Raw genomic sequence first — 25272 nt, 5'->3', positions numbered from 1 at the left:
AGCCGCTCGGAGACGTTCGTCCGCAATTTCTGAGCTGCCTGTCCGGCAGTGAACATACTTGGCGCATTTGCTGGATGGCTGATTGATTTCTGAGCTGCCTGTCCGGCAGTGAACAAAGCTGAAACGGAGTTTTGCCGCCAGACTTGTTTCTGAGCTGCCTGTCCGGCAGTGAACTCAGCAAGCAGGCACTAAGCGGATACAGGAATTTTCTGAGCTGCCTGTCCGGCAGTGAACTGGCCGGGCGTGGTCGCCTGGTCGCGCAAGACTTTCTGAGCTGCCTGTCCGGCAGTGAACTCGCTTGCGCTTGCCGGTCTTGAGACCGGAAATTTCTGAGCTGCCTGTCCGGCAGTGAACGACGGCCGCCGCAGGAGGCGGCGCCGCGTATATTTCTGAGCTGCCTGTCCGGCAGTGAACATCGCGCCGCACGCGACGACCTTGTAGCTGCCTTTCTGAGCTGCCTGTCCGGCAGTGAACGGCGAAATGTGCCGCAAGACAGTGGTGAAGCATTTCTGAGCTGCCTGTCCGGCAGTGAACGCCGGACAAGCCGGCGATTACAAGAAGAGCTATTTCTGAGCTGCCTGTCCGGCAGTGAACCATCACGTCGAGCGTGACGGAGTGGCCCTTGATTTCTGAGCTGCCTGTCCGGCAGTGAACGGCTTTCTGTCCACTGGTGAACGCCTCTACGTTTTCTGAGCTGCCTGTCCGGCAGTGAACGCGTCTTTCCTGCCATGAAGGCCGCCGCACAGTTTCTGAGCTGCCTGTCCGGCAGTGAACATCGACTACGACTACACCCCGGTGCCGCCGCTTTTCTGAGCTGCCTGTCCGGCAGTGAACTCGCTGTGCGCGACATGCTCAAGCGGCTGCCTTTTCTGAGCTGCCTGTCCGGCAGTGAACTAGCCATCCTTCGCGTAGTTGCAGCCGGCATATTTCTGAGCTGCCTGTCCGGCAGTGAACTGTACTGGGCGGGTGTCGGTGACGAGCTGGCTTTTCTGAGCTGCCTGTCCGGCAGTGAACTTGGGTGATGTTCGGTGTCGGGGTTGTCATTTTTTCTGAGCTGCCTGTCCGGCAGTGAACTCGAAATAGAGCGCACTTTGGCGCTACTGGATTTTCTGAGCTGCCTGTCCGGCAGTGAACGGTTCCCGGACGCCGGGGCACTGATCGTCGAATTTCTGAGCTGCCTGTCCGGCAGTGAACGAGCGCGCAAGCCGGCGCCGGTCGCTCTGGACTTTCTGAGCTGCCTGTCCGGCAGTGAACGATTGATGGCGAATTTACCGTCAAACGGTTATTTTCTGAGCTGCCTGTCCGGCAGTGAACAGGAGCAGGATTTGGAAGAGAAGAAGCGAGGCTTTCTGAGCTGCCTGTCCGGCAGTGAACAATCTGAACGATTTGCCAATCTTCATCAGCCTTTTCTGAGCTGCCTGTCCGGCAGTGAACATGATCCAGCCGCTCTGGCGCAGGGCTGCGATTTTCTGAGCTGCCTGTCCGGCAGTGAACCTGGTAGCCGCCGGTCTTGCGGATGGCAGGAATTTCTGAGCTGCCTGTCCGGCAGTGAACGCCGGCTTATGGTCGGCCAATGTTTTTGGTATTTTCTGAGCTGCCTGTCCGGCAGTGAACGTCGCGCGTCGCCTCCAGCACCCATTCGATGCTTTCTGAGCTGCCTGTCCGGCAGTGAACTTGGCGCCGTTCGGCGTTGGCCTTCGCCAGTTTTTCTGAGCTGCCTGTCCGGCAGTGAACATCCCGCGATAGCCAACGATTAGCTGCACGTTTTTCTGAGCTGCCTGTCCGGCAGTGAACTCCAGCAGCGGTTGCAGCCGTTTCTGGAAGTCTTTCTGAGCTGCCTGTCCGGCAGTGAACCGGGCGGCGGCCGGCTGACCAGGTGTGCGCCATTTCTGAGCTGCCTGTCCGGCAGTGAACAGGTAAGTGTGTATGTGCGTGTTTGTTACTGATTTCTGAGCTGCCTGTCCGGCAGTGAACTCCAGCCGCACCTTGGTCTTGCTCACCTGCATTTTCTGAGCTGCCTGTCCGGCAGTGAACTCGGCGACCAGTGGCCAACACCGCAACAGGAGTTTCTGAGCTGCCTGTCCGGCAGTGAACAAGCGGTTGCTTAACAATCGCTTGTGCAGGGTTTTCTGAGCTGCCTGTCCGGCAGTGAACTGTTGAGGACTGAGATCAAATCGAAACGCGAATTTCTGAGCTGCCTGTCCGGCAGTGAACATTGGTGCGCCAGGTGGCGGCAAGTCGTATGATTTCTGAGCTGCCTGTCCGGCAGTGAACGATTTTCGGCAGAAGATCGGCATCATGGGGCTTTTCTGAGCTGCCTGTCCGGCAGTGAACCAGTTCAGGCCCAGCTTGGGGGCGACGTTCTTTTTCTGAGCTGCCTGTCCGGCAGTGAACATCACCGCGACGATGTGCGCTTGGTTTCTGCTTTTCTGAGCTGCCTGTCCGGCAGTGAACGTCGGCCAGTACGCGCACCGCCAGGCGCAGCGTTTCTGAGCTGCCTGTCCGGCAGTGAACTCGCAGTAGACAAGCATGGTCGGGCGGCGCTTTTTCTGAGCTGCCTGTCCGGCAGTGAACCATTTGAACCGTCCGAAGCCGTGAGACGTTGATTTCTGAGCTGCCTGTCCGGCAGTGAACACCTATGCCGAGCACAACGCGGCACGGGAGAATTTCTGAGCTGCCTGTCCGGCAGTGAACCCACACCTCGACATCACGCGACAGACTGATACTTTCTGAGCTGCCTGTCCGGCAGTGAACACTGGCCGCCAGCGCCACCAACTATCTGTATGTTTTCTGAGCTGCCTGTCCGGCAGTGAACGACCGCGAAGCGAGAGCGCAGGCCGAGCACGATTTCTGAGCTGCCTGTCCGGCAGTGAACGGTCGAGCGGGGTCAGCAGCGTGATGCCATCCTTTCTGAGCTGCCTGTCCGGCAGTGAACTCGCCCTGCTTGTCGTAAGCGTGGTACTTGCTTTTCTGAGCTGCCTGTCCGGCAGTGAACGTCAGCATGTCCCAATACGATCAGCAGCATTTTTTCTGAGCTGCCTGTCCGGCAGTGAACAAGGCTACAGAGGTATTCGGCCCGGTCGGTCATTTCTGAGCTGCCTGTCCGGCAGTGAACGACTTGCCGCCGGCGGCGATGCCGGGGCATCATTTCTGAGCTGCCTGTCCGGCAGTGAACCACACAACCACCAACAGCCCGCCCGGGCGCAATTTCTGAGCTGCCTGTCCGGCAGTGAACAGCTGGCCGCCCTAGTCACGTGCGGCAGTTTCTTTCTGAGCTGCCTGTCCGGCAGTGAACGTCCCGCCCAGGCACAGCACGATGCGCTTATATTTCTGAGCTGCCTGTCCGGCAGTGAACCCGTGGCGTTTTGTGTGGCGCCTGAACCTGCCTTTCTGAGCTGCCTGTCCGGCAGTGAACGCGCACCAACCGGCTGAACTACGCGCCAGACATTTCTGAGCTGCCTGTCCGGCAGTGAACTTAGCGCGAATGCGGTAGTAGCCGCTGCTGACGTTTCTGAGCTGCCTGTCCGGCAGTGAACACCAGCCAATCTGGTTACCAGTGTAGGTGTATTTTCTGAGCTGCCTGTCCGGCAGTGAACCTTCGCCAGCAGCTTCTGGCTCATCGCCTCCATTTCTGAGCTGCCTGTCCGGCAGTGAACACGGTGACGGCGGCGTTGGCGGTGGTGTTCCATTTCTGAGCTGCCTGTCCGGCAGTGAACCGCACCCGGCGCTGTGTCTGCCAAAGCGGGGCTTTCTGAGCTGCCTGTCCGGCAGTGAACATCCAGCTCTCTCCGGCGACGGTGGCAGTTAATTTCTGAGCTGCCTGTCCGGCAGTGAACATCCCGGACGCGCTCGAAGTGTCCGCCGTGCATTTCTGAGCTGCCTGTCCGGCAGTGAACACGCGCTGATCGCCGCCAAGGCCACCAAGTACTTTCTGAGCTGCCTGTGCGGCAGTGAACTGGCGCATCGGCCAGAACCGCGTGCCGTGGATTTTCTGAGCTGCCTGTCCGGCAGTGAACCATGGCGCAACGGCGTCCGCGCTGACCTGGCTTTTCTGAGCTGCCTGTCCGGCAGTGAACGGCGGCTCCTGGACGGATGCAAGCACCACAGCTTTCTGAGCTGCCTGTCCGGCAGTGAACACAAACACGGCCGTAAGAGGCGTCAAAACCGTTTTCTGAGCTGCCTGTCCGGCAGTGAACGGACACAGGAAGGCCGATCTGCCGGATGATCTTTTCTGAGCTGCCTGTCCGGCAGTGAACACGCCTCCTTTTGAGGCTACCCCGCAGTCTCATTTCTGAGCTGCCTGTCCGGCAGTGAACTGTCCCAACTGCTTCCCGACCGTTTCCCTAAATTTCTGAGCTGCCTGTCCGGCAGTGAACTCGTAGCCGGCCTGCCCCTTGTCGATCATCAGTTTCTGAGCTGCCTGTCCGGCAGTGAACTGAAAGCGTTGAGATCGACCTCGCCAGCCTCTTTTCTGAGCTGCCTGTCCGGCAGTGAACAGGTGGTCTTCAGGTTGACGAAGATTGCCTTCATTTCTGAGCTGCCTGTCCGGCAGTGAACTGTCTGGGTGGACTGCGGAGCGACGATGATGTTTTCTGAGCTGCCTGTCCGGCAGTGAACTGGATGACGAGGCGTAACCCAGCCATCCACAATTTCTGAGCTGCCTGTCCGGCAGTGAACGTTTGCTGCCAAGCGGCAGGCCGAAGGATGGATTTCTGAGCTGCCTGTCCGGCAGTGAACGCCCGTTCGAGCAACAAATCATGTTTTTCCATTTTCTGAGCTGCCTGTCCGGCAGTGAACGGTCTTTCATATCATCCCCTTGACTCGGAAATTTTCTGAGCTGCCTGTCCGGCAGTGAACTAGCGGCCTTCCGGCTGCACGCCTTGGCTGGCAAGGCGCACAGCGACTTTACTGCTAGAAACCCTTTTTCCACGCCTTGCCATAAGTCTCTGATTTTTAAAGAACAGGATTTACTCACCCCAAAAAGGGTTGCGGCCAACGCTGGTAGGTTGGCCGCAACCCGTTGCCGTTAAAACGCCGGCAGGGTGGCGGTCTGACTCAGTGCGTAGGCGTTGAATTCGCCGCTGGCCGCCTGCGTTGCCGCTTGCTGCGCAATAAACAGCAGGAAGCGTTGGCCGGTGCTCTGGCTCGTCAACGTCAGGTAAGGCAAATCCAGCCATTTGGCCTTGTCGTCTGGGATCAGCTGCAGTGCTTCGGCTTCGCTGACGCCCTTGCGCCGCATCAGCCGCTCGCGTTCCTTACCCGGGTTGCTCTTGGCCTGCTTGCGCTGTACGCGGATGAGGCTGGCGTGTAGCGGCACCGGCTGGATATTGCCCAGCGTGACGTGGTCGCGCATGCCGGCCAGCCAGTTGGCGGCCATCAGGCCATCCAGCGCGGAGGCACTACCGTGCAGGCGCAAGGTGTCGCCCAGCGTGGGCGGTACGGTTTTGCCTTTGCCGGTTGGGGTCACCAGCGAATAGCCGGGGAAGCTCGCGCCGATGTCGCTGCGCTGCTGCGCGGCCAGCACGCGGTGCAGCTTGACGTACAGCGCGCCCATCAATAGCGGCAGGGCGAATTCCGGGTCCGGCCTCAGGCGGATATCCAGATAGTGGTCCATGGTTTAGCCCGCCTCACCGAATACGCCGCCGCGAATCAGGGTGGCGATAACGAAATGCTGCTGTTCGGCTGGTGGCGTGGCATCTTTCAGCACCCAGTTGTCGAGCAGGGTGTAGAAGTCGAGCTTCTGCTTGGGTTGGCGATAAGCCTTACCCTGGGTGGTGACTGAGCCGTAGGGCTCGATGGCGATAGGGCCGTTAGCGGCGGCGTCTTCGTACCAGGTATCGATGGTGCGCAGGGCGTTGCCGATCTTTTGCGAGTGGATGGCGGCGATCTTGCGGTCTTTCTGCGTCACAAAATACAGCGTCTTGCTCTTGTCGCCACGGCCACGGTCGAGAATCAGCTCCTGACTCGGAAACACCTCTTGTCCGGCACCGCTGCGCACATAGGCGGTGATTTGCAGCAACACATGCGCCTTGCCGGCGAGGCCGTCTTCGATCAGCGCACCCAGCTCGATGACATTGCCACCAGAGGCGAGCTCGTTCAGGCCCATCGCCAACGCATCGAAGGTCCAACCCTGCACGGCCTTGCCGTCTTGCAGCTGCTCGACATGGACTTCCACCTGTTCGGCGCCGATACGGTTACGCCACAGATAGCGGCCATTGGCCAGGTTGGCCGCATAGCGTTGCGCCAGCTCGCCAAAGCCGTGAGCCTCGCGATAGGCGGCGACGGTGGCCAGCAGCTTGGCGCGGTAATCGGCCTTGTTGCAGGCGGAAGGCTCGCCCACGCCGGCCAGTACACGCAAGGTGAAACGCACTTTCAGGGTGTCTGCATCGTGCGGCAGGGTGGCGACATCGACGGTTTGCAGGTTGGGGTTTTCAATCGCGGCGTCGAGTTTGGCCGGATCCTGATCTTTGGCTTTCAGACGGTTGGAGATGGTGCCGCGCACGGATTTTTCACGCACTTCGACATGCGTCCAAGCTTCGCTGGTCTGGCGGTCGGCCCAGTTGCCGGCAAAAAACAGCGCGTCGGACGGATCCAGCTTGCGTTCAAAAGCGAGGACGGAGGCGTTTTCCAGTTTGCTCATGCTGTTACTCCCACAGTGTCGTGTTCGGTTTGGGTGGCTGCTTGGTAGTCATTGCGGCAGCGGTAAACACCGCTGGCCGCGTCGTGCGTCGGGTACCACAAAAGCTGGCGATAATCGTGCAGGCGATGCGGGCTGAGCCACTGGCCCAGCGAATACAGGCTTTCGACAAAGCGCACCGGCGTGCTGTCGTCGCGGGTGCCTGCTACCGTGCCAGCCTCATACAGCGGCGAAATCGCGCCGTAGCCCACCGGCAGCGGCACCATCCAGCCCTGGCCACTGCCACGCTGCGCCTGCCAGACAGTGTTGCCTTCGTCGTCTTGCGTCGGGGTATGGTTCAGGCGCGACTGGTCGAGCCAGGCATCCAGCAGGCTGGCGTCGGGTGTGTCCTGCTGCAGCGTGGCCAGATGGCTATGCAGCAGGTCGTCACGCGCTACCAGTGCATAGCCCGGCATCAGGTAACGGCGCAAATGGCGGAACTGCGTGGCGCGATCATCTTCGCCATCGGCCAGCCTGATCAGGCGCGGCTTGAGTGCACTGCGGCCGGGCAAGACGCTGCCACCGGCAATGCGCAAGGTTTCCAGCGTGCGGTCAACCTGTTGCGCCAGCGCGTCCAGCGTCTCATCGCTGGCGGCTTTGCGTGCCGTATCCAGTTGCAGGCCGTAGACCAGCGACAGCTGCAGGTGAATGCGGCCTTCCTCAACAATGGCGCAGGTTGAACCATCCTTGCCGACCGGGTTGCGGCTGAGGTTGAAACGCTGCACATAATCGCCATTGGTCTGGGTCTGGTAGCCGTGGCTGATGATGCCGACTGCGACAAAGTGCAGGCCAAAATCCGCGCCGAGCTTGCGTTCCAGTGCCGTCATCTGGCCGGTGAAATGCGTGGGGCCGGGGTGGCCCCAGCTGTGCGGGCCGCTGATGGCATTGGCGTTTTGTACCGACAACTGCGGGATGTGCAGCAGCGCGTCGATATCGGGCAGTTTAGGCTGGCTCATGCTGTGCCTCCTCGGTGCTGGCGGTGGGCAACAGGCGGTTGTCCAGCCCGCGGCGCCTGGTATCCAGATCACGCTGCCAGGCCAGATCGTGCGCCAGCTCGCGCCGCCAGTAGTCAAATTCGGCCTCGTTCAGCGACAACTGGTTTTTCGCAAGGCGCTCCGCCCCCAGTTGGCCGTTGAGCCAGCGCGCAAAGCGCTCGGCCAGCTGAGTCGGCCAATCCTGCCGCTGGAAAGTCTGATTGAAGTCTGCGTCGTCTTCGGCGCGGTACGGGTCCAGCCAGCATTGCTCATCCAGCGGCAGACGGCAGTTGTTATCGGCCGTCCAGCCCTTGGGCAAGCCATTGCTGAACGCCGCGCCAAACTGCAATAGCTCGGTAAAAATGTCATCCAGCCAAGCATCGCGACGATTACGGATATGCATATTGTTGGCCTCGGGCTTTTGCTTGCCGAGGTAGTTGCGCAGCTCACGCAACAGGCGGCGTACCTGCGGCAGGCGGCCAAAACGCACGAACAGGCTGTCCACACCATACAGCGGGCGGGTGAGGCTGCTGTCCCACAGTGGCGGCAAGGAGACGATCAGGTAGTTGCTGCCCTTGCGCTCGCTATTGAGCTGGGAGATGTTCTGCGGCTTGGTGCCGCCTTTTTTCTCCTCGGCCAGCAAGGGGTAATCGTGATAGCCATGCGGATGCGCCACGCCATCGCGCCGCGCCTGCCGCGCTGCCTTGCCATCCTCGCCAAAACGGTGCGTCTGAATCCGGCTATACAGCCAGTGCGACACCGCGCTGGAATTCAGCACCGACAGCAGGTGGAAATGACTGTCATCCAGCGCATCGGGCGGAAAGTCGTCTGGCGACACCGGCCAGTAGACCTGTTTGGCCAGGCTATGGCTGGCGGGGCCGCCGGCCGGCTCGGTAATGCTGCAAAACGCCTCGCGCCAGGCTTCGGCCTGTTCGGCATCGTCGCTCAAGGCCGCCAGTACATCGGCATCGCTAGCCTGCAACAGCGCCAGCAGGCTGCAGCCCTCGTGCTCCAGCTTGAGGAATTTATACACATCCAGTGCCGCCGCATTGCCCACCACATCACTGGCAAAACCGGCCAGTGCATGGGTGCCGACCTCCTGCCGCACCGGCAGGCTATCAGGGGTGACAAACAGGCTGCTGCCACGAGCATCAGGATGGGTGGCTTTCAGCGGGTGCGTCACCAGCTGCAATTGCGACACGCGGCGGGCCGCGTCTGCCAGCCAGACGGTGGGCTGGTATTGCGCAAGCAGCGCGTCGCGTTTGGGGTCGTCTTCGGCAAGCTTGTCGAGCTTGTCGGTGAGGCGGCCGTGAATAAATTCGGCAATCAAGGCCGCAAGGGTCTTGCTGCGGGGTGTTTGTTCGCCCATATCCTCCACCTGCAAAAGGGTTTGGAAGCACTTGGCCATCACAGACCATGAATCCTTCCTGCAATATCATTGTCATAATTCAATTACGAAAATATCATTGCTGAATGAATAATGCTTTGATTTGCCTTAAAAACACCTGTGGCCAACCTTAAAGTTGGCCACAAATATGTCCGCCGCGCTCAATCCCGCTTTTGGCAAAATCCCAGTGCAGGGTGAAAGTGCCAGCCTTGCAGATTATTGCTGTCGACACGCAAGCTGAAGCCGCCGTAGCGACGGGCACAGGCGGTGTCTTCCATGTCCATGGTGGCGGCCAGCGCGGCGAGTTCGGTCAGGTAGTCTTCATTACCCCACGGACGGATGTCCTGCCCTGTTAGCAATTCATCATCGCTGATCGGGTGAATCAGATGGTTGTTGTCCGACTCGCGGACTTCCCATTTTTTGTCGCCCTCTTCCCGCCGTATCAGGCGGATGCCGCCATCTTCATCGGGCAGCACCACCATCTCCCACTCCTCGCCGTGACTTTGGCGGAAGGGCTGTTTTTTTTGCAGCGCGCCGTGCAGGCTGGCGCGGGGCATGGCCCAGCAACTGGCGGCGCATAGCCTGGCTTGGTCGCTTTCACCACGACGTTGGGCAGGCATGTGCGTCTGGTTAAGGTCAGCCTGCAGCCTTGCGTGTTCAAGATCCACCAGCCGGTACTCGGGCTGCAAGTCTGCCCGTGGCAGTAGCCGCGGGCGAGCGTCGGGGTGGCGGTAGTCGGATTCGGGCAGGAGGGTGCCCAGATCGTGCGCTTTGAGTTTGAAATTGCCGTTTTCGAAACCGGGGCGGCAATAGGCGGGCCTTTGCCCCAGCCAGGCGGCCAGGCTGTGTTGCAGGATTAGCAGATTTGGCGTTTCGTAGGGTTCAGGCCAATGGCGGCGCACGCGGCCGGACAGTTGGATCAGCGAACGCATGGACGATGGTTCGGCGATGGCCCAGTTGTACGAGTGGTCGCGGCCAACCTCGCTGACTGGCGAAGACAGCACGATAAACAGGTGATCTTCGGCCGGGCTGCCGTCCAGCCTGGCGCGGATGTCGGGCAGGCTGAACAGCGCCTCCCTTTTATGACGGGTCAGCGCAGCGTCCAGCCGCCGTTCGATGGCGGAGCGCAACAACAGCGGGTATTGCGAGTGGTAAACGCACAGATGAATACGGCTGCCGGCTGGCGCAGCTTGCGCGTACAGAGCGCGGGCCAGCGGGTAAATCTTGTCGATATGTGCGAGGCGGATCAGACCGATGCTGACGCGCTTGCCGGTGTGCGGATCACAGTCATGGTTGGCCGCATGCAATTGCCACGCCTGTTCGCGCAGCAGGCTGGCCAGCGGCTCAAACAGGTTTTTTTCATCGCGTGGCACGCCAGTGAGTGGCAGCAAGGCCGCGGTGCGGCGTGGTTTCTGGCTAGCCAGCCAGTCGCTGCGTCGGCGGGCAAAGGCCAGGTGTTGCGCGGCGAAGCTGGCGCTGTCGCCACAGTTGGCTGCATGGCTACCGTTTTCGTCTACCCACAGGCAGCAGGCATCCAGCGGCAAGCCGGGCTGGCCGCGATGTTGCTGGTATTGGGCGCGACCGGCCAGCCAGGCATCAAACAGGCACTGCACCAGCGCTGGCGGCAAGGTGGCGGACGACAGCAGCACGCGGCTGCCAAGCAAACCCGCCCAGTACACGAGGCGCGTGAGTGCCGGCATATCTTCCACCGAAAAGTCATCCGGTTCATCCAGCACCAAGTCCGAACTCAATAGCCGCAGCATGGGCGCAATCTGCCGGCCGCCACGAGTGCCTTCGGTGGCAGGCGTCAGGTGGTCGATGGTGCAGACCAGCAGCGGTGCGGCCAACAAGGCATTGAAGCGCGGATCGTGGCTGAGTTGCTGTAACAGCGGGTGATCGGGGTTGCCTTCAAAGTGGATGGCGCTGTCTTCGTCCAGCAGCGCCTCGCTTGAGGCCGAGCCGGTCGCCTCAGCAGCAGTTTCGGCATCCTTGGCCTGCTGCTCGAACAGCTCGCGACTGGCCGCGCCACCGACGCGGATGGCGAGCTGGTCTTCGCCCAGATTCAATTTGTCGCGAAAGGCATGGCCGGTTTGCAGCGTCAGCGTACGCAGACCTAGCGCGAAGGCGCAGCGAAAACCGGTGTCCGGCCGCGCCAAGGCGTACATGATGCGGGCGTTGGCCAGCGTCTTGCCGCAGCCGGTCGAGGCCAGATTGACGACGAATGCACCGTGCGCGGCGGCGCGTTCCCGCAAGCTGGCGGCCAGATCATAGGCCTTGTCCTGCCAGGCAAAACGCGGGTCGGCGCTGCGCTTTTGCAGCAGGGGATGACGGCCCAGCGTGGGCAGCGCGCGGGCAATGTCGGGCAAGGCGCGGGCAGTACTCAACGCATGACGGGCGACGCCGTTCAGGTGTTCGGGCAAGGTCTGGTTGAACTGGCGGCCCTGGTGCTTGGGGTCGTTTTTCTGGGGATGGCTCAGGGTGTTGGCGAAGGCGGTTTCGTCTTCCTTGCCAGCCAGCCAGCCTTGCTTGACGGTCTGGCTGGAAAAGTGATGGTCGGCCAGCATCAGTGTGAGCCGCGCCAGATGCAGCGGGTAAGGCTGATCCAGCCACGGCGTCGCCGCGCTTTGGCGTGCAGCCAGCTGCCGGGCGATATCGGCCACCCGCTCGCGCCACAGCTTGTCGTCACACGGCAGTCCGTAGGGAAACTGCCAGTAAGGCTTGGCCTCTTTGACGGTGACGTTGTCGAAGGGCTGATTCCACTGGCTATTGAGGTCACACAAGCCGGTATCGATGCGAGCGGCGGTCAGCGTTTCATCGTTGCTGACTGGCAGGCGGTGATGACTGAGCACCAGCCAGCACACGGCGGCAGCCAAGGGTGGCAGCACGCCATCAGTAAACGGCTTGTTGCCGCGGGCCTGGGCGTCTTCGCCGTCGCGCAGGGCAGCCTGTTTCAGGTGCTTTTTCCAGTTGACCGTCGTCATCTGCGCCGCATCTTGCAGTCGCGCCAGCCAGCTGGCGTCGTCGTCCTGCCCGACAAAGGCCTGGATCAGCCGCAGCGACACCCATTCGTGGCGGTAAAGGTTGGCGGGCAGTTTCTGTTTGCTGCGCAAGCGCATCTGGAAGGCTTCGCAGGCTTTACCAAGGTCGTGAAACAACGCCGCCAGGGTAGCGACGAGGCGAATGTCTTCGCCGGTCAGCCAGTCGTTTTCGTCGTGGTCGCGCAAAACATCGCTTTGGGTGGTGTTGGTGGGTACGCTGCCCTGGGCGTTGAAGCGGCGCGCATCGCCAACGATCCACATGAGTTCGCTGTGGTCGCGGCCGCGTAGCCAGTGGCAGGCGACGGCAGTGTTTTTGCGTGCGGTCTTGCGCAACAGCTTGCGTAAAGTGTCTAGGCCGGCCTGGGTGATCGGCGTCTGCCACACGCGGTCGCCGCGCCGTTCGGCAAACTGGTCGAGGATGCGGCGCGTCTCGGTCAGCGCACGTTTGTCGCACTGTGAAACCAGCAGGATGTTCATGCCCCCCTCCCCTGCTGCTCGGCAATCGCCTTGAGCTGGTCGATCATGAAATCCAGCGCCTCGCTGCGGGTGAGCTGGTTGATGCATTGCTGGCGGAAGGTTTGCTCGTCGTCGCCGCGCATGGCACTGATGAAGGCTTGCGGCAGGATGATCGCGTCTTTCACCAAATCGGCGGCATCGAAAACCAGCCCACCGCGCCGCGTCTTGCCATGCAGGATGGCGAGGCCATGCGGCAGGCCGAGTACCCAGGTTGCCGTCGCGCCCAAGCCGTAGGCGAGGTAGTTGCCGTGATCGAGAAAGCGGTTGGCAGGGTCACCGCCAGTTCCACGCTTGGCGCGGGTAAATTCGCCATAGCGTGTCGCGTGTGCGGCAAGGCGGAACAGTTGTTTTGACAGCCGTGCTTCTTCTGTAAGCAGGCAGGCATGATCCGGCGCATGTTGCAGCATGGAACAACTGTTCTCAAGCAGCGCCTCCAGCTGCGGCGGATCCACCTCAAACCCCGCCTCGCGCAGGGCACGGCTAGCCAGCCAATGCTGCCGGATACGCGCTAGCCGTGCCTGTTGCAACTGTTTGGCGGCATCCAGCCGTTTATCCTCGTCAAACCAGAACTTCACCCACCATTGCAGGTATTCGGTGGGGCGATATTCAGACTGAGGGGACTGCCAGGCAACCTCTAATTCTTGTTCTCCCGCGGTAAACAATGGGGTGCCGCCACCACCGCAAAATCCGACCATCACGCCGGCCTTGGCTAACTCACGCATGGCGGCCTGAGTCACGGAGGTTCCGGTTCCCAACAGCAAAGTAGTGGTATTTGCGATAGGAATGTTCCAGTAAAGTGACTGCTTTCCCTGCTCGGTGACATACTCCACGCGACCACCGTTGACCAAGACCCGGCAGTGCTCCAGATAGTACATGTTGGCGCGTTTTGAATGCAGGATGGTCTTCATGTCGGATGGCGATGTGACTTGCATGAGGTATTCCTATCTATGAGAGTGGGCCAGGGCAGCCATGTCGCGCACTGACCCATCTGAACGCAGACCCGACGCTCGTCGCCGGGGTGCAGGCCATGCTCCGGAAGCTCGAATAGCAAGCTACCCATTTGAACTGAAGAACCAACAGCTCACCCACTAGCTCGCCTACCTCAAGCATGTGTATTTCGGCGCCAGCAGCGAAGCCTGCAAGGCCGTACAACATCAGCTGTTCGACAGCCCGGCTGCAAAACATCGCCGCAGTCGAGGCCGAGCTGGAACAACTGCCGGCCGCAGGCGATTCGCCAGCACCGCGCCAACCGCGCAAGGCCGGCCGCCAGCAGCTCCCGACCATCTGGAGCGGATCGATGTCCGCCATGAGCCGGACAGCTGCCAGTGCGGCCACCGTTAGGGCCCGCTCACCCTGATCGGTGAGGACGTCAGCGAACAGCTCAACGTCGAACCCATCCGCTTCTTCGTCATCCGCCATATCCGTCCACAGTATGCCAGCCATAGCGGCGAAACCGTCTAGGTTGCGCCTGTCGCGCCGGCGGTGATCGACGACTCTCTGGCCACCCAGGGTTGTTGGCCAGGGTGACGCCCAGCAAATACCTCGATCATCTGCCGCTGTACCGCATCGAGCAGATTGCCGGACGCGCCTAAGTGCCGCTGCCACGCAGCGCTCGCAGCGAATGGATCGGCCGCACCGGGGTTGCGCTGCAGCACCTGGATCCGGCAAAGGCAAGATCAAATGCGCCTACCTGTGGGCCTACTACCGCAGCAACGACTTGGCGGGCGGTCCTCCGATGGTGGTATTCGACTATCAGGCCAGCCGCGGTGGCCAGCATGTGCGCGACTTTCTGCGTAATGACCTTGCTTTCTGAGCTGCCTGTCAGGCCGTGAACAGGATGTACGACTTCAGCGACGCGATGGTAAGTGTCCGGCGGGTACTTGTACTTGCGCAGGATGCGCTTCATGAGCCGCAGTCTCGCGCACACGCTCTCGTACTGCGAATTACAGGGCCTTTCACTCGTTTTTAATCTATCTAGAAAATATGGACGACATATGTTACTAAGAATTAGCCAGCCATGTGCCAGATTTCCCCCCGCTTTTCCTCAGGAGGCGAACTCCATTTATATCCATTCTTTTGTCAACTGCTTTCAGCATGTCATATATGGTGAGTAGGCCTGTACTGACTCCACTGAGCGCCTCCATTTCTACTCCGGTGCGTCCTAATGTTTGGCATGTGACATCAATGCGCACAGTAGAAGTTTCCTTGTTAGCAGAAAATTCGACAGAAACATTAGTCAGCGGAACTGGATGGCACAAAGGTATCAGGTCAGAACAACGCTTAGCGCCCTGTATTGCTGCGATGCGTGCAATTCCCAGAACGTCCCCTTTTTTACTTATCCCAGAGATGATTGCATCGAACGCTTCAACATTCATTCTTATAGAGCCAGTTGCATAGGCTGAGCGCAATGTCTCTTGCTTAGATCCGACGTCAACCATATGAGCCTGTCCATTAGCATCAAAGTGAGTTAGATTTGTCAAAGCAACATCCTTTATATGAATGCATTATCCATTTATTTCATGTTTTGGCAGCTGATTTTCAACCTGAAAAAGCAGCCTAGGTAATTAATTTTACAACTTCAATTAAAATAAAAGTTTCGAAATTTTTTAACTGAGTTGTTCTCAGCAAGAGAATGTTCTAGAAGCTTCTGTCTGGCGACCCAGGCCTGGCCGAGGCTGAGACCGCCGTCGTTCGGCGGCAGGGCGATGGGACGCAGCACGCTGAGGCCGGCCGCGGTCAGCCTCTCCAGCAACAGGCTCATCAGGCGGCGGTTGGCGCAGCAGCCGCCAGCGATGGCGACGGTACCCAGGTCGGCTTGGCGGGCGGCCTGCACGGTCCAGTCGCCGAGCGCGGCGGCCAGCGTTGCGTGCCAGAGGCTGGCGATCGCGCAGGCGTCGTCTTCGAGCGTCAGCAGGTGGCGCACCAGCGGCGACAGGTCGAGCTGCCCGTCGACCATCCGCCAGCCGCCAGGCAGCGGCGCGCAATCTTCCGCCATCTCCTCGAGTTTCTGCTGGGCCTCGTTGTCGAAGCGCTGCTCCTTGCACAGCCCGGCCAGTGCGGCGATCGCCCCCGTCCACAGTGCGAGGCTGCTGGTCAGCCAACCGTCGAACGGCTTGCCCAGCTGCGGCGCAAACGCCGGCCACGCAGGATGGCGGCCAAAGCGCCGCTGTGCCTCGGCGTCCTCGCCCATCGCGCACAACAGGCCGACCGCCATCAGCCACGGTTCGCGCACCGCACGCGTACCGCCGATCAGCGGTAGCGGCGCGAGCTGGCCCAGCCGCGTGAATTCGCCGCCCGCACAGCGCAGCAACTCGCCGCCCCAAGCCTTGCCGTCGTCGCCGAGGCCGTCGAGCGCAAGGCCGAGCACCGGCCCGCTGCGGCCGTGTTCGGCGAGCACCGCGCCGATATGCGCGTGCTGGTGCTGGACGTGGATCAGCGGGATGCCGAAGTGGCCGGAGAGCTCCTCGGCCAGCTCGCTCGGGTAGTGGCTGGGGTCAAGGTCGCAGGCGATCGCCTCCGGTCTGACCGCGGTCAGCTCGAGCAGGTGGTGGCAGACTTCCTCCATTGCCTGGCACGACAGCGAATCGCCGACGTCGCCGACATGCTGCGACACGAAGGCCTCGCGCCCGCGCAGCACGGTCAGCGTGTTTTTTGCCGGCACGCCGGTTGCCAGCACGTTGGGGCCGTCGTTTTGCAACAGCACCGGGTCCGGCGCGTAGCCGCGCGCTCGCCGGTGCATCAGCACTTGTCCGTCGTGCAGTGCCAGCACGCTGTCGTCGCAACGCACGACGATATTGCGGTTGTGCAACAGGAAGACATCGGCGACCTGGTTCAGCCGTTCGCGTGCCTCCTGGTTGTTGGTGACGATGGGCTCGCCGGAGGGGTTGGCGCTGGTCATCACCCACACGCGGTCGCACGCCTCGTCGCGCCAGGTGCTGCCTTGCGGACGGCCGAGCGCCTCGTGGAACAGTAGCCACTGCATCGGTGTGTACGGCAGCATCACGCCCAGTGTGGAGAGCCCCGGCGCGACACCGGGCAACAGCGCGTCGATGTCTTCCTTCTTGCTCAGCAGCACGATGGGGCGCGACACCGACGCGAGCGCCTCGGCCTCGGCGTCGCTGACATGGCACAGCCTGCGCGCGGACTCGACGTTGAGCACCATTACCGCCAGCGGTTTTTGCTGGCGTTTCTTCTGGCCGCGCAGCCGCTCGACTGCGTCGGCGCGCGTCGCGTCGCATACCAGGTGGAAGCCGCCCAGCCCTTTCATGGCGACGCTGCGGCCCATGCCGATGATCTGCAGGGCGCCTGCGATCGGGTCCCCCTTGAGCAACTGCCCGAAGCGGTCGGTCAGCATCAGGCGGGGCCCGCACTGTGGGCAGGCGTTTGGCTCGGCGTGGAAGCGGCGGCTGGCCGGGTCTTCGTACTCCTCGCAGCACGCCGGGCACAGTTCGAACGCCGACATGCTGGTCTCGGCGCGGTCGTAAGGCAGCGAGTGGGTGATGGTGTAGCGCGGCCCGCAGTCGGTGCAGTTGGTGAACGCGTAGCGGTAGCGGCGGTCGCTGCCGTCAAAGAGTTCGTTAAGGCAGTTCGGGCAGGTTGCGATATCGGTCGGGATGCGCGCGCCGCTGGCCTTGCCCTGGCTGTCGGCGATCTCGAACTGGGTTTCGGTCTCGATGAGCGGCAGGCGCGTCTCGTCGAGCGTGTCGACGCGGGCGAGCGGCGGCAGGTGCAGGGTCAGCGCGCGGCGGCACGCGCGCAGCTGCTGGGGGTCGCCCTGCAGTTCGACGTCGACGCCCGCGCCGGTATTGCGGACAAAGCCGGTGAGCGGGTAGGCCTTGACGGTCCGCCACACATAGGGACGAAAGCCCACGCCCTGAACGCGGCCGCGAAAAGTTAGTTTGATTCGACAGGGATTCATCGAGCTTTCTTTCTCAAGAAGCCTCAGTTAGCCCGCTGCTCCCCAGATATTTGCTGCAGATCTGCTGGTTTTGTACAAATTAGCGGAGTGCATAAATCAGCCGTCTTTGTTGACGGCTAATTTCACTACATGCAAGAGGACTCGGCCAGCACAGGATACTGACCGGCCTTCTGCGGTCTATTGCACCAGCGGAGTTTCTGCGCCGGGCAGGTCGATACCGCTGATTCTTGCTGCGCCGACCAGCCGTTTCAGGTATTGACGAGTCGCCGCGTCGCGACTGGCCGCGGCGAGCACATCTTCGATCTGCTTGCTGACCGCCTCGTAAGGCAACAGCATCCCCGGTTCGCGGTGGGCTGCACGCACGATATGCAGGCCGAAACGGGTCGGCAGCAAGCGCCCCATCAGCTCGCCGTCGGCTAGCGCAAACACTGCGCGCTCGAACTCGGGCACCGTCTCGCCACGGCGGATCTGCCCCAAGTTGCCGCCTTGTGCACCTGACGGGCAGTTCGAGTAGCGCGCGGCCAGTTCGGCAAAGCGCGCCGGTTCGGCCTGCACCTCGGAAAGCACTGCTTCTGCTCGTTCGGTCAGTGCAGTCAGGTCGACATGGTCGGTCACCTGGAACAGGATGTGGTCGACCTCGACCAGTTCGCCAACAGTGAAGCGCTCCCGATGTTGCGCGTAGTGACGTCGGCAAGACTCTTCGTCAGGGACGGGAACCTTGACTTCACGCGCCAGCAATGCGTCGATCGCGGCTTCGCCGTCGCGGCAATCAATACCGGCAGCATCCGCCGCATCAACCAGCACTCGTCGCACCACCCAAGCGGTGGTCGCCGCACGCAGAGGGTTTGGGTCATCCTGATAGTCGGGCAGTGCGGCCTCGATTTCTGCATCAGTCAGTTCGACGCCGTTGACGATGACGGGCATAGGTTTCTCCTGCATGTAAAACGGCCGCCGAGGGCGGCCGTAGAATGGCTTACTTGCGGTAGCTCGCCTGCGGCGCAGCCGGGCGGCCCTTGACCTGCGCCCCCGCTGGGGCCGCAGCAGCTTTCTTGGCCAGCGCGCGCTGGCTATGGCCGTAGCGCAGCGCCGCATTACGCGGACGCACCAGCTGCCAGGCGCGGGAGAGATAGGTGACCGACGCGAAACCACTCCACACATGCACCAAGCGGGTGAACGGGAAGATCACGAACAGCGTCATGCCCATGAAGAGGTGCGCCTTGAAGAGCCACGGCACCTCGGCCATCAATTCACCCGTGCCGCCCTGGAAGGTCACGATATGCTGCGCCCAGGTCATCAGCACCACCATCAGGTGGCCGTCGGTGTGCTGGACCGACAGGAAGATGGTCGACAAGCCCAGCAGCAGTGTCACAAGGATCCACAGCGAAACCAACTTGTCAGCCGGCTTGGTGACCGCACGGATACGCTCGTTCCCGAAGCGTCGTGCTAACAGGATCAGCATACCGATCAGCGCGCTGGTACCAAAGATACCGCCCATCACCACCGCGACCATCTGCTTGAAGCCGTGGCTGACACCCAGCGCGTCCCACACCGCGACTGGCGTCAACAGGCCGACGAAGTGGCCGAAGAACAGGCCGAGGATGCCGACGTGGAACAGGATGTTGCCGGTACGCAAGGCGCCGGTGTGCAAGAGCTGCGACGAGTCGGTCTTCCAGCTGTACTGCTCGCGCTCGAAACGCGCCAGCGAACCGAAGAAGAAGATCGCCAGCGCGATATACGGGTAGATCCCGAACAGGAAGTGGTCAAGGTAGCTCATTGCATGGCTCCCGTACGTTGTGCGCCTTCGCGGCGCGGGTAGAAACGGATAGTGTGCTGGCTGTCGGGCTTCAGCAGCGGCTCGACACCGTCGTCGCCGACGCCGAAAGCGGCCATCGCCTCGTCCATATCGCGTATCGGCGGCTCGCCCAGTTCGCGCGGCACCACGTCGGTCAGCGTGGTCAGCACCGCGAAAATCGCGGCGTACGGGCTTTCGTTGCGTGCCAGGCGCGCGCCGATGCCTGCAAGCACGTGGATCGCCTCGTCCAGCAGCGCCTCGGCCTCTTCCGGCGCGATCATCCCCAGCAGCTCGAGGAAGGTCGGCACATGGTCGGGCAGCTCGCTGCCCGACGGCTCGACGCCGTGCCGGCGGTACTCTTCCAGCAAGTCGACCATGGCCTGGCCACGGTCACGGCTCTCGCCGTGGATATGCTCGAAGAGGTGCAGCGAGTGTGCCGGGTTGCGGTCGAAGGTCGCGACGTAGTTCTCCTGCAGCGCGATCAGGTCGCCGCCGGCAAGTAGCCTGGTCAGCGGCGAGAGCGTCTCGCGCGCGTCGGGCCAGGCGTCGAGCGACTGGCGGATCTCGGGCAGCGCTGCAAGCAGCGCCTCGTCCGGATAGCTCGCCAGCGCGGATAAGATGCGGTAAATCATGCGTATCTCCTGGTGGGCGCCGGCGGGTCGCCGCCGGCGCGTCGCTTACAGCTCGGCCTTCGCCTTGCGCGACTTGGGCATGTCGACAAAGATCACGCTGCCTTGCGGCTTCTTGCCGAACAGCGAACCGTCCGAGGTGCCGCCCGAGCAGCCGTTGCCGAAAGTGAAGCCGCATGAGGCCTTGTCGTTGAAGCTGTCTTCGACCATTTCCTTGTGCGAGCTCGGGATCACGAAGCGGTCTTCGTAGTTGGCGATCGCCATCGTTTGGTACATGTCCTCGATGGTCGCCGCGTTCAAACCGACCTGCGCAAGCACCGCACTGTCCTCCTTGCCGTGCACCACCTCGGCGCGCTTGTACGCACGCATCGCCAGCATGCGCTCGAGCGCACTGACAACCGGCGCCTCATCGCCCGCGGTAAGCAGGTTGGCCAGATAGCGTACCGGGATGCGCAGGCTCTTCACGTCGGGGATCATGCCCGTCATGCCCATGTGGCCGGCCTCGGCCGCGCCCTGGATCGGCGACAAGGGCGGGATGTACCACACCATCGGCAGCGTGCGGTATTCCGGGTGCAACGGGAAGGCGACCTTCCACTCGCACGCCATCTTGTACACCGGCGACTTCACCGCGGCGTCCAGCCAGCTGTCCGGGATGCCCTGTGCGCGCGCCTCGGCGATCACCGCCGGATCGTGCGGGTCGAGGAAGACGTCCAGCTGCGACTGGTACAGATCCTTCTCGGAGGCGACCGATGCAGCCGCTTCGATGCGGTCAGCGTCGTACAGCATCACGCCCAGGTAACGGATACGGCCGACGCAGGTCTCCGAACACACCGTCGGCTGCCCCGCCTCGATACGCGGGTAACAGAACAGGCACTTCTCGGCCTTGCCGCTTTGCCAGTTGAAGTAGATCTTCTTGTACGGGCAGCCGGACACGCACATCCGCCAGCCGCGGCACTTGTCCTGGTCGACCAGCACGATGCCGTCGTCGTCACGCTTGTAGATCGAGCCGGACGGGCAGCTGGCGACGCACGCCGGGTTCAGGCAGTGCTCGCAAAGCCTCGGCAGATACATCATGAAGGTGCTCTCGAAGGTGCTGTACATCTCTTTTTGCACCCCCTCGAACAGCGCGTCACGGCTGCGCGAGGCGAACTCGCCGCCCAGGTCGTCTTCCCAGTTCGGACCCCACTCGATTTTGTCCATCTTCTTGCCGGTAATCACCGACACCGGACGCGCGGTCGGCGGCGTCTGGCTCAACGGCGCCTTTTGCAGGTGCTCGTAGTCGTAGGTGAACGGCTCGTAGTAGTCGTCGATCTGCGGCAGGTTCGGGTTGGCGAACAGGTTTGCAAGAATCTTCAGCTTGCCGCCCTGCTTGGGTTCGAGCCGACCGTCGGCGCCGCGCACCCAGCCACCGTTCCACTTCTTCTGGTTTTCCCACTCTTTCGGGTAACCGATGCCGGGCTTGGTCTCGACGTTGTTGAACCACGCGTACTCGACGCCGTCGCGGCTGGTCCACACGTTCTTGCAGGTCACCGAACAGGTGTGGCAGCCGATGCACTTGTCGAGGTTGAGCACCATGGCTACTTGGGCACGGATTCTCATTGGGCGACTCCTTCTTCTTCGGCGCGCGGCCCTTCCAGCCACTCGACCTTTTTCATCTTGCGCAGGACCACGAACTCGTCACGGTTGGCACCCACGGTGCCGTAGTAGTTGAAGCCGTACGCCTGCTGTGCGTAACCGCCGATCATGTGGGTCGGTTTGAGCACGGTGCGGGTGACCGAGTTGTGGATGCCGCCGCGCTTGCCGCTGGTTTCGGCGCCGGGCACGTTCACGATCTTTTCCTGCGCGTGGTACATCAGGCACATGCCCTTGGGCACGCGCTGGCTGACCACCACCCGCGCGGTCAGAGTGCCGTTGACGTTGAATACCTCGACCCAGTCGTTGTCGACGATGCCGGCGGCCTTGGCCTCATCCTCCGAGATCCACACGTGCGGGCCGCCGCGGCTGAGGGTGAGCATGCGCAGGTTGTCCGAGTAGGTACTGTGGATGCCCCACTTCTGGTGTGGTGTGATCCAGTTGAGCACCAGCTCGCTATTGCCGTTGGGCTTGCGGCCCAGCATCGGCGCCACCGTCTTCAGGTCGACTGCCGGCTTGTACACGCACTGTCCCTCGCCAAAGTCGAGCATCCAGCGGTGGTCCTGGTAGAACTGCTGGCGGCCGGTCAGGGTGCGCCAAGGGATCAGCTCGTGCACGTTGGTGTAGCCGGCGTTGTAGCTGACCTCCTCGCTCTCCAGGCCCGACCAGGTCGGCGCCGAGATGATCTTCCTCGGCTGCGCCTGCACGTCGCGGAAGCGGATCTTGTCGTGCTCGCGCCCGACGGCCAGGTGGGTATGGTCGCGGCCGGTGATCTTGGAGAGTGCGTCCCACGCCTTGACCGACACGTGGCCGTTGGTTTCCGGCGCGAAGGTGAGGATCATCTCGGCCGCGTCAATCGCGGTATCAAGGCGCGGGCGTCCGGCGCTGACGCCGGTTTCCGCGACCTTGCCGTTGATGCCAGCCAACTCGTGTACCTCGTGCTCGGTATTCCAGCCGATACCCTTGCCGCCGTTACCCAGTTTGTCCAAGAGCGGTCCCACCGAGGTGAACTTGCGATAGATGTCGGCATAGTTGCGCTCGACTACCGTCATGTTCGGCGCGGTCTTGCCCGGGATCAGATCGCATTCGCCCTTCTTCCAGTCCTTCGGCTCCAGCGGCTGGCCCAGTTCGGCCGGTGTGTCGTGCATCAGCGGGGTCAGCACCAGATCCTTGCGGGTTCCCAGGTACGCGCCGCCGATCTCGCTGAACTTCTTGGCGATCAGCTTGTAGATTTCCCAGTCGGTCTTGCTCTCCCACAAAGGCTGCACCGCTTCGGACAGCGGGTGGATGAACGGGTGCATGTCCGAAGTGTTGAGGTCGTCCTTCTCGTACCAGGTCGCTGTTGGCAGCACGATGTCGCCGTAGAGGCAGGTGGTGCTCATGCGGAAGTCGAGCACGGTCAACAGGTCAAGCTTGCCCTCGGCCGCCTCGCGCACCTTGACTTCGGTTGGCTTGATGCAGTCGCTCTCGTCGCTGAACACCGCGTTCTGCGTGCCCAGCAGGTACTTCAGGAAGTACTCGTGGCCCTTGCCGCTGGAGCCCAGGATGTTGGAGCGCCACACGAACAGGTTGCGCGGGAAGTTGGCCGGGTTGTCCGGGTCCTCGCAGCTCATCGAGAGCTGGCCGGACTTGAGGTTTTCCACCGCGTACGCGACCGGATCCTTGCCGGCGGCCTCGGCCGCGGCAGTGATGTCCAACGGGTTGGTACCCAGCTGCGGCAACGACGGCAGCCAGCCCATGCGTTCGCTGCGCACGTTGGCGTCGAGCATCGACACGCCCTGCCAGCGCGCGGCGTCCGCGGTCGGTGCCAGCAGTTCATCCAGACCCAGCTTCTCGTGCCGCCACTGGCTGGTATGCGCGTAGAAGAACGAAGTGCCGTTCATCTGACGCGGAGGCCGCACCCAGTCCGCAGCAAACGCCAGCGGTGCCCAGCCGAACTGCGGGCGAAGCTTCTCCTGACCGACGTAGTGCGCCCAGCCGCCGCCACTCTGGCCGACACAGCCGCACATCATCAGGAGGTTGATGATGCCGCGGTACGTCATGTCCATGTGGTACCAGTGGTTGAGCGCGGCACCGACGATCACCATGCTCTTGCCGTGGGTGTCGTGCGCGTTCTGCGCGAACTCGCGCGCCACCTGCACCACCTGCGCACGCGGCACGCCGGTGTGCTTCTCCTGCCAGGCCGGGGTGTACGGCACGTCGTCGTCGAAGCTGGTCGCGACGTTGCCGCCGCCCAAGCCCTGGTCGACGCCGTAGTTGGCGAGCGTCAAATCGTACACGGTTGCGACCCAGGCACTGGAGCCGTCGGCGAGCGTCACCTTGCGTGCCGGCACTTTACGTACCAACAGTTCGTCGTGTTCGCCGCCGAAGTACGGGAAGCCAACGCCAACCACTTCGTCGTGGCGGCCGTTCAACGACAGCACCGGGTCGACTTCGCGGCCGGATCCGCCGTCTTTCATTTCCAGGTTCCAGCGGCCGACCTTCTCACCGCCGTTGACGCTACCCTCGCCCCAGCGCAGGCCGACCGTGCCGTTCGGCACCACCAGCTCGCCACTGACACCGTCAAGCAGTAGCGTCTTCCAGTCAGGGTTGTTCGCCTCGCCGTGGTTGCCGGCTAGGTGCGACGCGCGCAGGAAGTGGTCAGGTACCAGCGTACCGGCGCGCTCCCTGAGCAGCACCAGCATCGGCATGTCGGTGTACTGCTTCACGTAGCCATTGAAGTAGTCGGACTTGCCGGAAAGGTGGAACTCCTTGAGCACCACGTGGCCCATCGCCATCGCCAGCGCGGCGTCGGTGCCCTGCTTGGGAGCAAGCCAGATGTCGCCGAACTTGGCCATCTCGCCAAAGTCACTGGAAACGGCAATAGTCTTGGTGCCCTTGTAGCGTACCTCGGTGTAAAAGTGCGCATCCGGCGTACGCGTCATCGGTACGTTGGAACCCCACACCATCAAATAGGTCGAGTTGTACCAGTCGGCCGACTCGGGCACGTCGGTCTGCTCGCCCCAGATCTGCGGGCTGGCCGGCGGCAGGTCGCAGTACCAGTCGTAGAACGACAGGCAGCCGCCGCCGATCAGGCTCAGGTAGCGTGCGCCAGCAGCGTAGCTGACCATTGACATCGCCGGGATCGGCGAGAAGCCGACCACACGATCCGGACCGAATTTTTTCACCGTCAGTGCGTTGGCCGCAGCGATCATCTCGGTCGCGGTGTCCCAGTCGGCGCGTACGAAGCCGCCCAGACCACGCACGCTCTTGTAGCGCTTGGCCTTCACCGGGTCCTGGCTGATGCTCTCCCAGGCGGCGACCGGGTCCATGGTCTTTCTCGCCTCGCGCCACATCTCCATCAGGCGGCCGCGGATCATCGGGTACTTCACGCGCTGCGCCGAGTACACGTACCAGCTGTAAGACGCGCCGCGCGGACAGCCGCGCGGTTCGTGGTTAGGCAAATCAGGTCGGGTGCGCGGGTAGTCGGTCTGCTGGGTTTCCCATGTGATCAAGCCGTTCTTGACGTACACCTTCCACGAACACGAACCAGTGCAGTTCACGCCGTGCGTGGAGCGGACGATCTTATCGTGCTGCCAGCGGCTGCGGTAACCGTCTTCCCACTTGCGGTCTTCTTCCACTACTGCACCATGCCCGTCGGCGAAGGTTTCCTTCGTCCGGGACAGGAACTTCAGCCTATCCAGAAAGTGACTCATCTTGGCTCTCCTTGT

At 62.0% G+C, this 25272-nt stretch carries 12 protein-coding genes, 2 pseudogenes and 1 CRISPR repeat array (1 of these 15 running past the window's edge); of the genes and pseudogenes, 1 reads left to right on the top strand and 13 read right to left on the bottom strand.

What is annotated here, in order from left to right; translation table 11 throughout:
• Positions 1 to 4857: direct repeats of the CRISPR family, unit length 28 nt; unit sequence TTTCTGAGCTGCCTGTCCGGCAGTGAAC; it reaches 1654 nt to the left of the window's first position.
• A gap of 169 nt (positions 4858 to 5026) precedes the next feature.
• The 6 genes from cas6f to cas1f form a co-directional block, all read right to left on the bottom strand.
• Entirely contained in the window at positions 5027 to 5614 is a 588-nt protein-coding gene (gene cas6f, locus GZH52_RS14895; protein WP_163317622.1) for a type I-F CRISPR-associated endoribonuclease Cas6/Csy4, read from the bottom strand.
• Between the two features lie 3 nt (positions 5615 to 5617).
• Positions 5618 to 6640 (bottom strand): type I-F CRISPR-associated protein Csy3, encoded by a 1023-nt coding sequence (csy3, locus tag GZH52_RS14890; RefSeq protein WP_163317620.1) that lies wholly within the window; start codon positions 6638 to 6640, stop codon positions 5618 to 5620.
• Positions 6637 to 7632, bottom strand: coding sequence for a type I-F CRISPR-associated protein Csy2 (gene csy2 / locus GZH52_RS14885; RefSeq protein WP_163317618.1), 996 nt, complete (start codon positions 7630 to 7632; stop codon positions 6637 to 6639). The genes csy3 and csy2 overlap by 4 nt, the downstream gene beginning before the upstream one ends.
• A complete protein-coding gene (csy1, locus tag GZH52_RS14880; RefSeq protein ID WP_239058148.1) occupies positions 7619 to 9058 on the bottom strand; it encodes a type I-F CRISPR-associated protein Csy1 in 1440 nt (479 codons plus the stop codon). Before csy1 ends, csy2 begins: the two co-directional genes overlap by 14 nt.
• A gap of 140 nt (positions 9059 to 9198) precedes the next feature.
• Positions 9199 to 12552, bottom strand: a complete 3354-nt coding sequence (gene cas3f / locus GZH52_RS14875) for a type I-F CRISPR-associated helicase Cas3f (protein ID WP_163317616.1) — start codon at positions 12550 to 12552, stop codon at positions 9199 to 9201.
• Complete coding sequence (gene cas1f, locus GZH52_RS14870; RefSeq protein WP_239058147.1) at positions 12549 to 13499, bottom strand: type I-F CRISPR-associated endonuclease Cas1f; 951 nt, start codon at positions 13497 to 13499, stop codon at positions 12549 to 12551. The genes cas3f and cas1f overlap by 4 nt, the downstream gene beginning before the upstream one ends.
• Before the next feature lie 184 nt (positions 13500 to 13683).
• Here cas1f and GZH52_RS17175 point away from each other — a divergent pair.
• Positions 13684 to 14383 (top strand): annotated as a pseudogene (locus tag GZH52_RS17175) (IS66 family transposase); the annotation flags it as partial.
• Between the two features lie 208 nt (positions 14384 to 14591).
• Here GZH52_RS17175 and moaC read toward each other — a convergent pair.
• The 7 genes and pseudogenes from moaC to GZH52_RS14820 all read right to left on the bottom strand — a co-directional run bounded on the left by moaC (position 14592) and on the right by GZH52_RS14820 (position 25257).
• The gene (moaC, locus tag GZH52_RS14850; protein WP_163317603.1) at positions 14592 to 15071 is read right to left on the bottom strand and encodes a cyclic pyranopterin monophosphate synthase MoaC; all 480 of its coding nucleotides are present in this window, start codon (positions 15069 to 15071) and stop codon (positions 14592 to 14594) included.
• Positions 15072 to 15169: 98 nt separating this feature from the next.
• Complete coding sequence (hypF, locus tag GZH52_RS14845; RefSeq protein WP_163317601.1) at positions 15170 to 17509, bottom strand: carbamoyltransferase HypF; 2340 nt, start codon at positions 17507 to 17509, stop codon at positions 15170 to 15172.
• Positions 17510 to 17686: 177 nt separating this feature from the next.
• Positions 17687 to 18433 carry a peptidylprolyl isomerase gene (locus tag GZH52_RS14840; RefSeq protein WP_163317599.1) on the bottom strand — a complete coding sequence of 249 codons (747 nt, stop codon included), beginning with the start codon at positions 18431 to 18433 and terminating at the stop codon, positions 17687 to 17689.
• Between the two features lie 169 nt (positions 18434 to 18602).
• Positions 18603 to 19283: pseudogene (gene narI / locus GZH52_RS14835) on the bottom strand (respiratory nitrate reductase subunit gamma); the annotation flags it as partial.
• A complete protein-coding gene (gene narJ / locus GZH52_RS14830) occupies positions 19280 to 19933 on the bottom strand; it encodes a nitrate reductase molybdenum cofactor assembly chaperone (protein ID WP_163317595.1) in 654 nt (217 codons plus the stop codon). The gene narJ and the pseudogene narI, both read right to left, overlap by 4 nt.
• Positions 19934 to 19978: 45 nt before the next feature.
• The gene (narH, locus tag GZH52_RS14825) at positions 19979 to 21529 is read right to left on the bottom strand and encodes a nitrate reductase subunit beta (protein WP_136555817.1); all 1551 of its coding nucleotides are present in this window, start codon (positions 21527 to 21529) and stop codon (positions 19979 to 19981) included.
• Entirely contained in the window at positions 21526 to 25257 is a 3732-nt protein-coding gene (locus GZH52_RS14820) for a nitrate reductase subunit alpha (RefSeq protein WP_163317593.1), read from the bottom strand. Before GZH52_RS14820 ends, narH begins: the two co-directional genes overlap by 4 nt.
• Between the last annotated feature and the right edge of the window lie 15 nt (positions 25258 to 25272).

Source organism: Crenobacter caeni, assembly GCF_010435965.1.
GTDB lineage: Bacteria > Pseudomonadota > Gammaproteobacteria > Burkholderiales > Chromobacteriaceae > Craterilacuibacter > Craterilacuibacter caeni.
The sequence above is the reverse complement of the archived record's forward strand: the minus strand, read 5'-3'. Positions and strand labels throughout refer to the sequence as shown.

What these genes read in the sequence shown, in the direction of transcription:
- csy1 (WP_239058148.1), bottom strand. Translation starts at nt 9,058, where the DNA reads ATGGCCAAGTGCTTCCAAACCCTTTTGCAGGTGGAGGATATGGGCGAA.
- csy3 (WP_163317620.1), bottom strand. Translation starts at nt 6,640, where the DNA reads ATGAGCAAACTGGAAAACGCCTCCGTCCTCGCTTTTGAACGCAAGCTG.
- cas3f (WP_163317616.1), bottom strand. Translation starts at nt 12,552, where the DNA reads ATGAACATCCTGCTGGTTTCACAGTGCGACAAACGTGCGCTGACCGAG.
- GZH52_RS14820 (WP_163317593.1), bottom strand. Translation starts at nt 25,257, where the DNA reads ATGAGTCACTTTCTGGATAGGCTGAAGTTCCTGTCCCGGACGAAGGAA.
- cas1f (WP_239058147.1), bottom strand. Translation starts at nt 13,499, where the DNA reads ATGAAGACCATCCTGCATTCAAAACGCGCCAACATGTACTATCTGGAG.
- hypF (WP_163317601.1), bottom strand. Translation starts at nt 17,509, where the DNA reads ATGAATCCCTGTCGAATCAAACTAACTTTTCGCGGCCGCGTTCAGGGC.
- csy2 (WP_163317618.1), bottom strand. Translation starts at nt 7,632, where the DNA reads ATGAGCCAGCCTAAACTGCCCGATATCGACGCGCTGCTGCACATCCCG.
- narH (WP_136555817.1), bottom strand. Translation starts at nt 21,529, where the DNA reads ATGAGAATCCGTGCCCAAGTAGCCATGGTGCTCAACCTCGACAAGTGC.
- narJ (WP_163317595.1), bottom strand. Translation starts at nt 19,933, where the DNA reads ATGATTTACCGCATCTTATCCGCGCTGGCGAGCTATCCGGACGAGGCG.
- cas6f (WP_163317622.1), bottom strand. Translation starts at nt 5,614, where the DNA reads ATGGACCACTATCTGGATATCCGCCTGAGGCCGGACCCGGAATTCGCC.
- GZH52_RS14840 (WP_163317599.1), bottom strand. Translation starts at nt 18,433, where the DNA reads ATGCCCGTCATCGTCAACGGCGTCGAACTGACTGATGCAGAAATCGAG.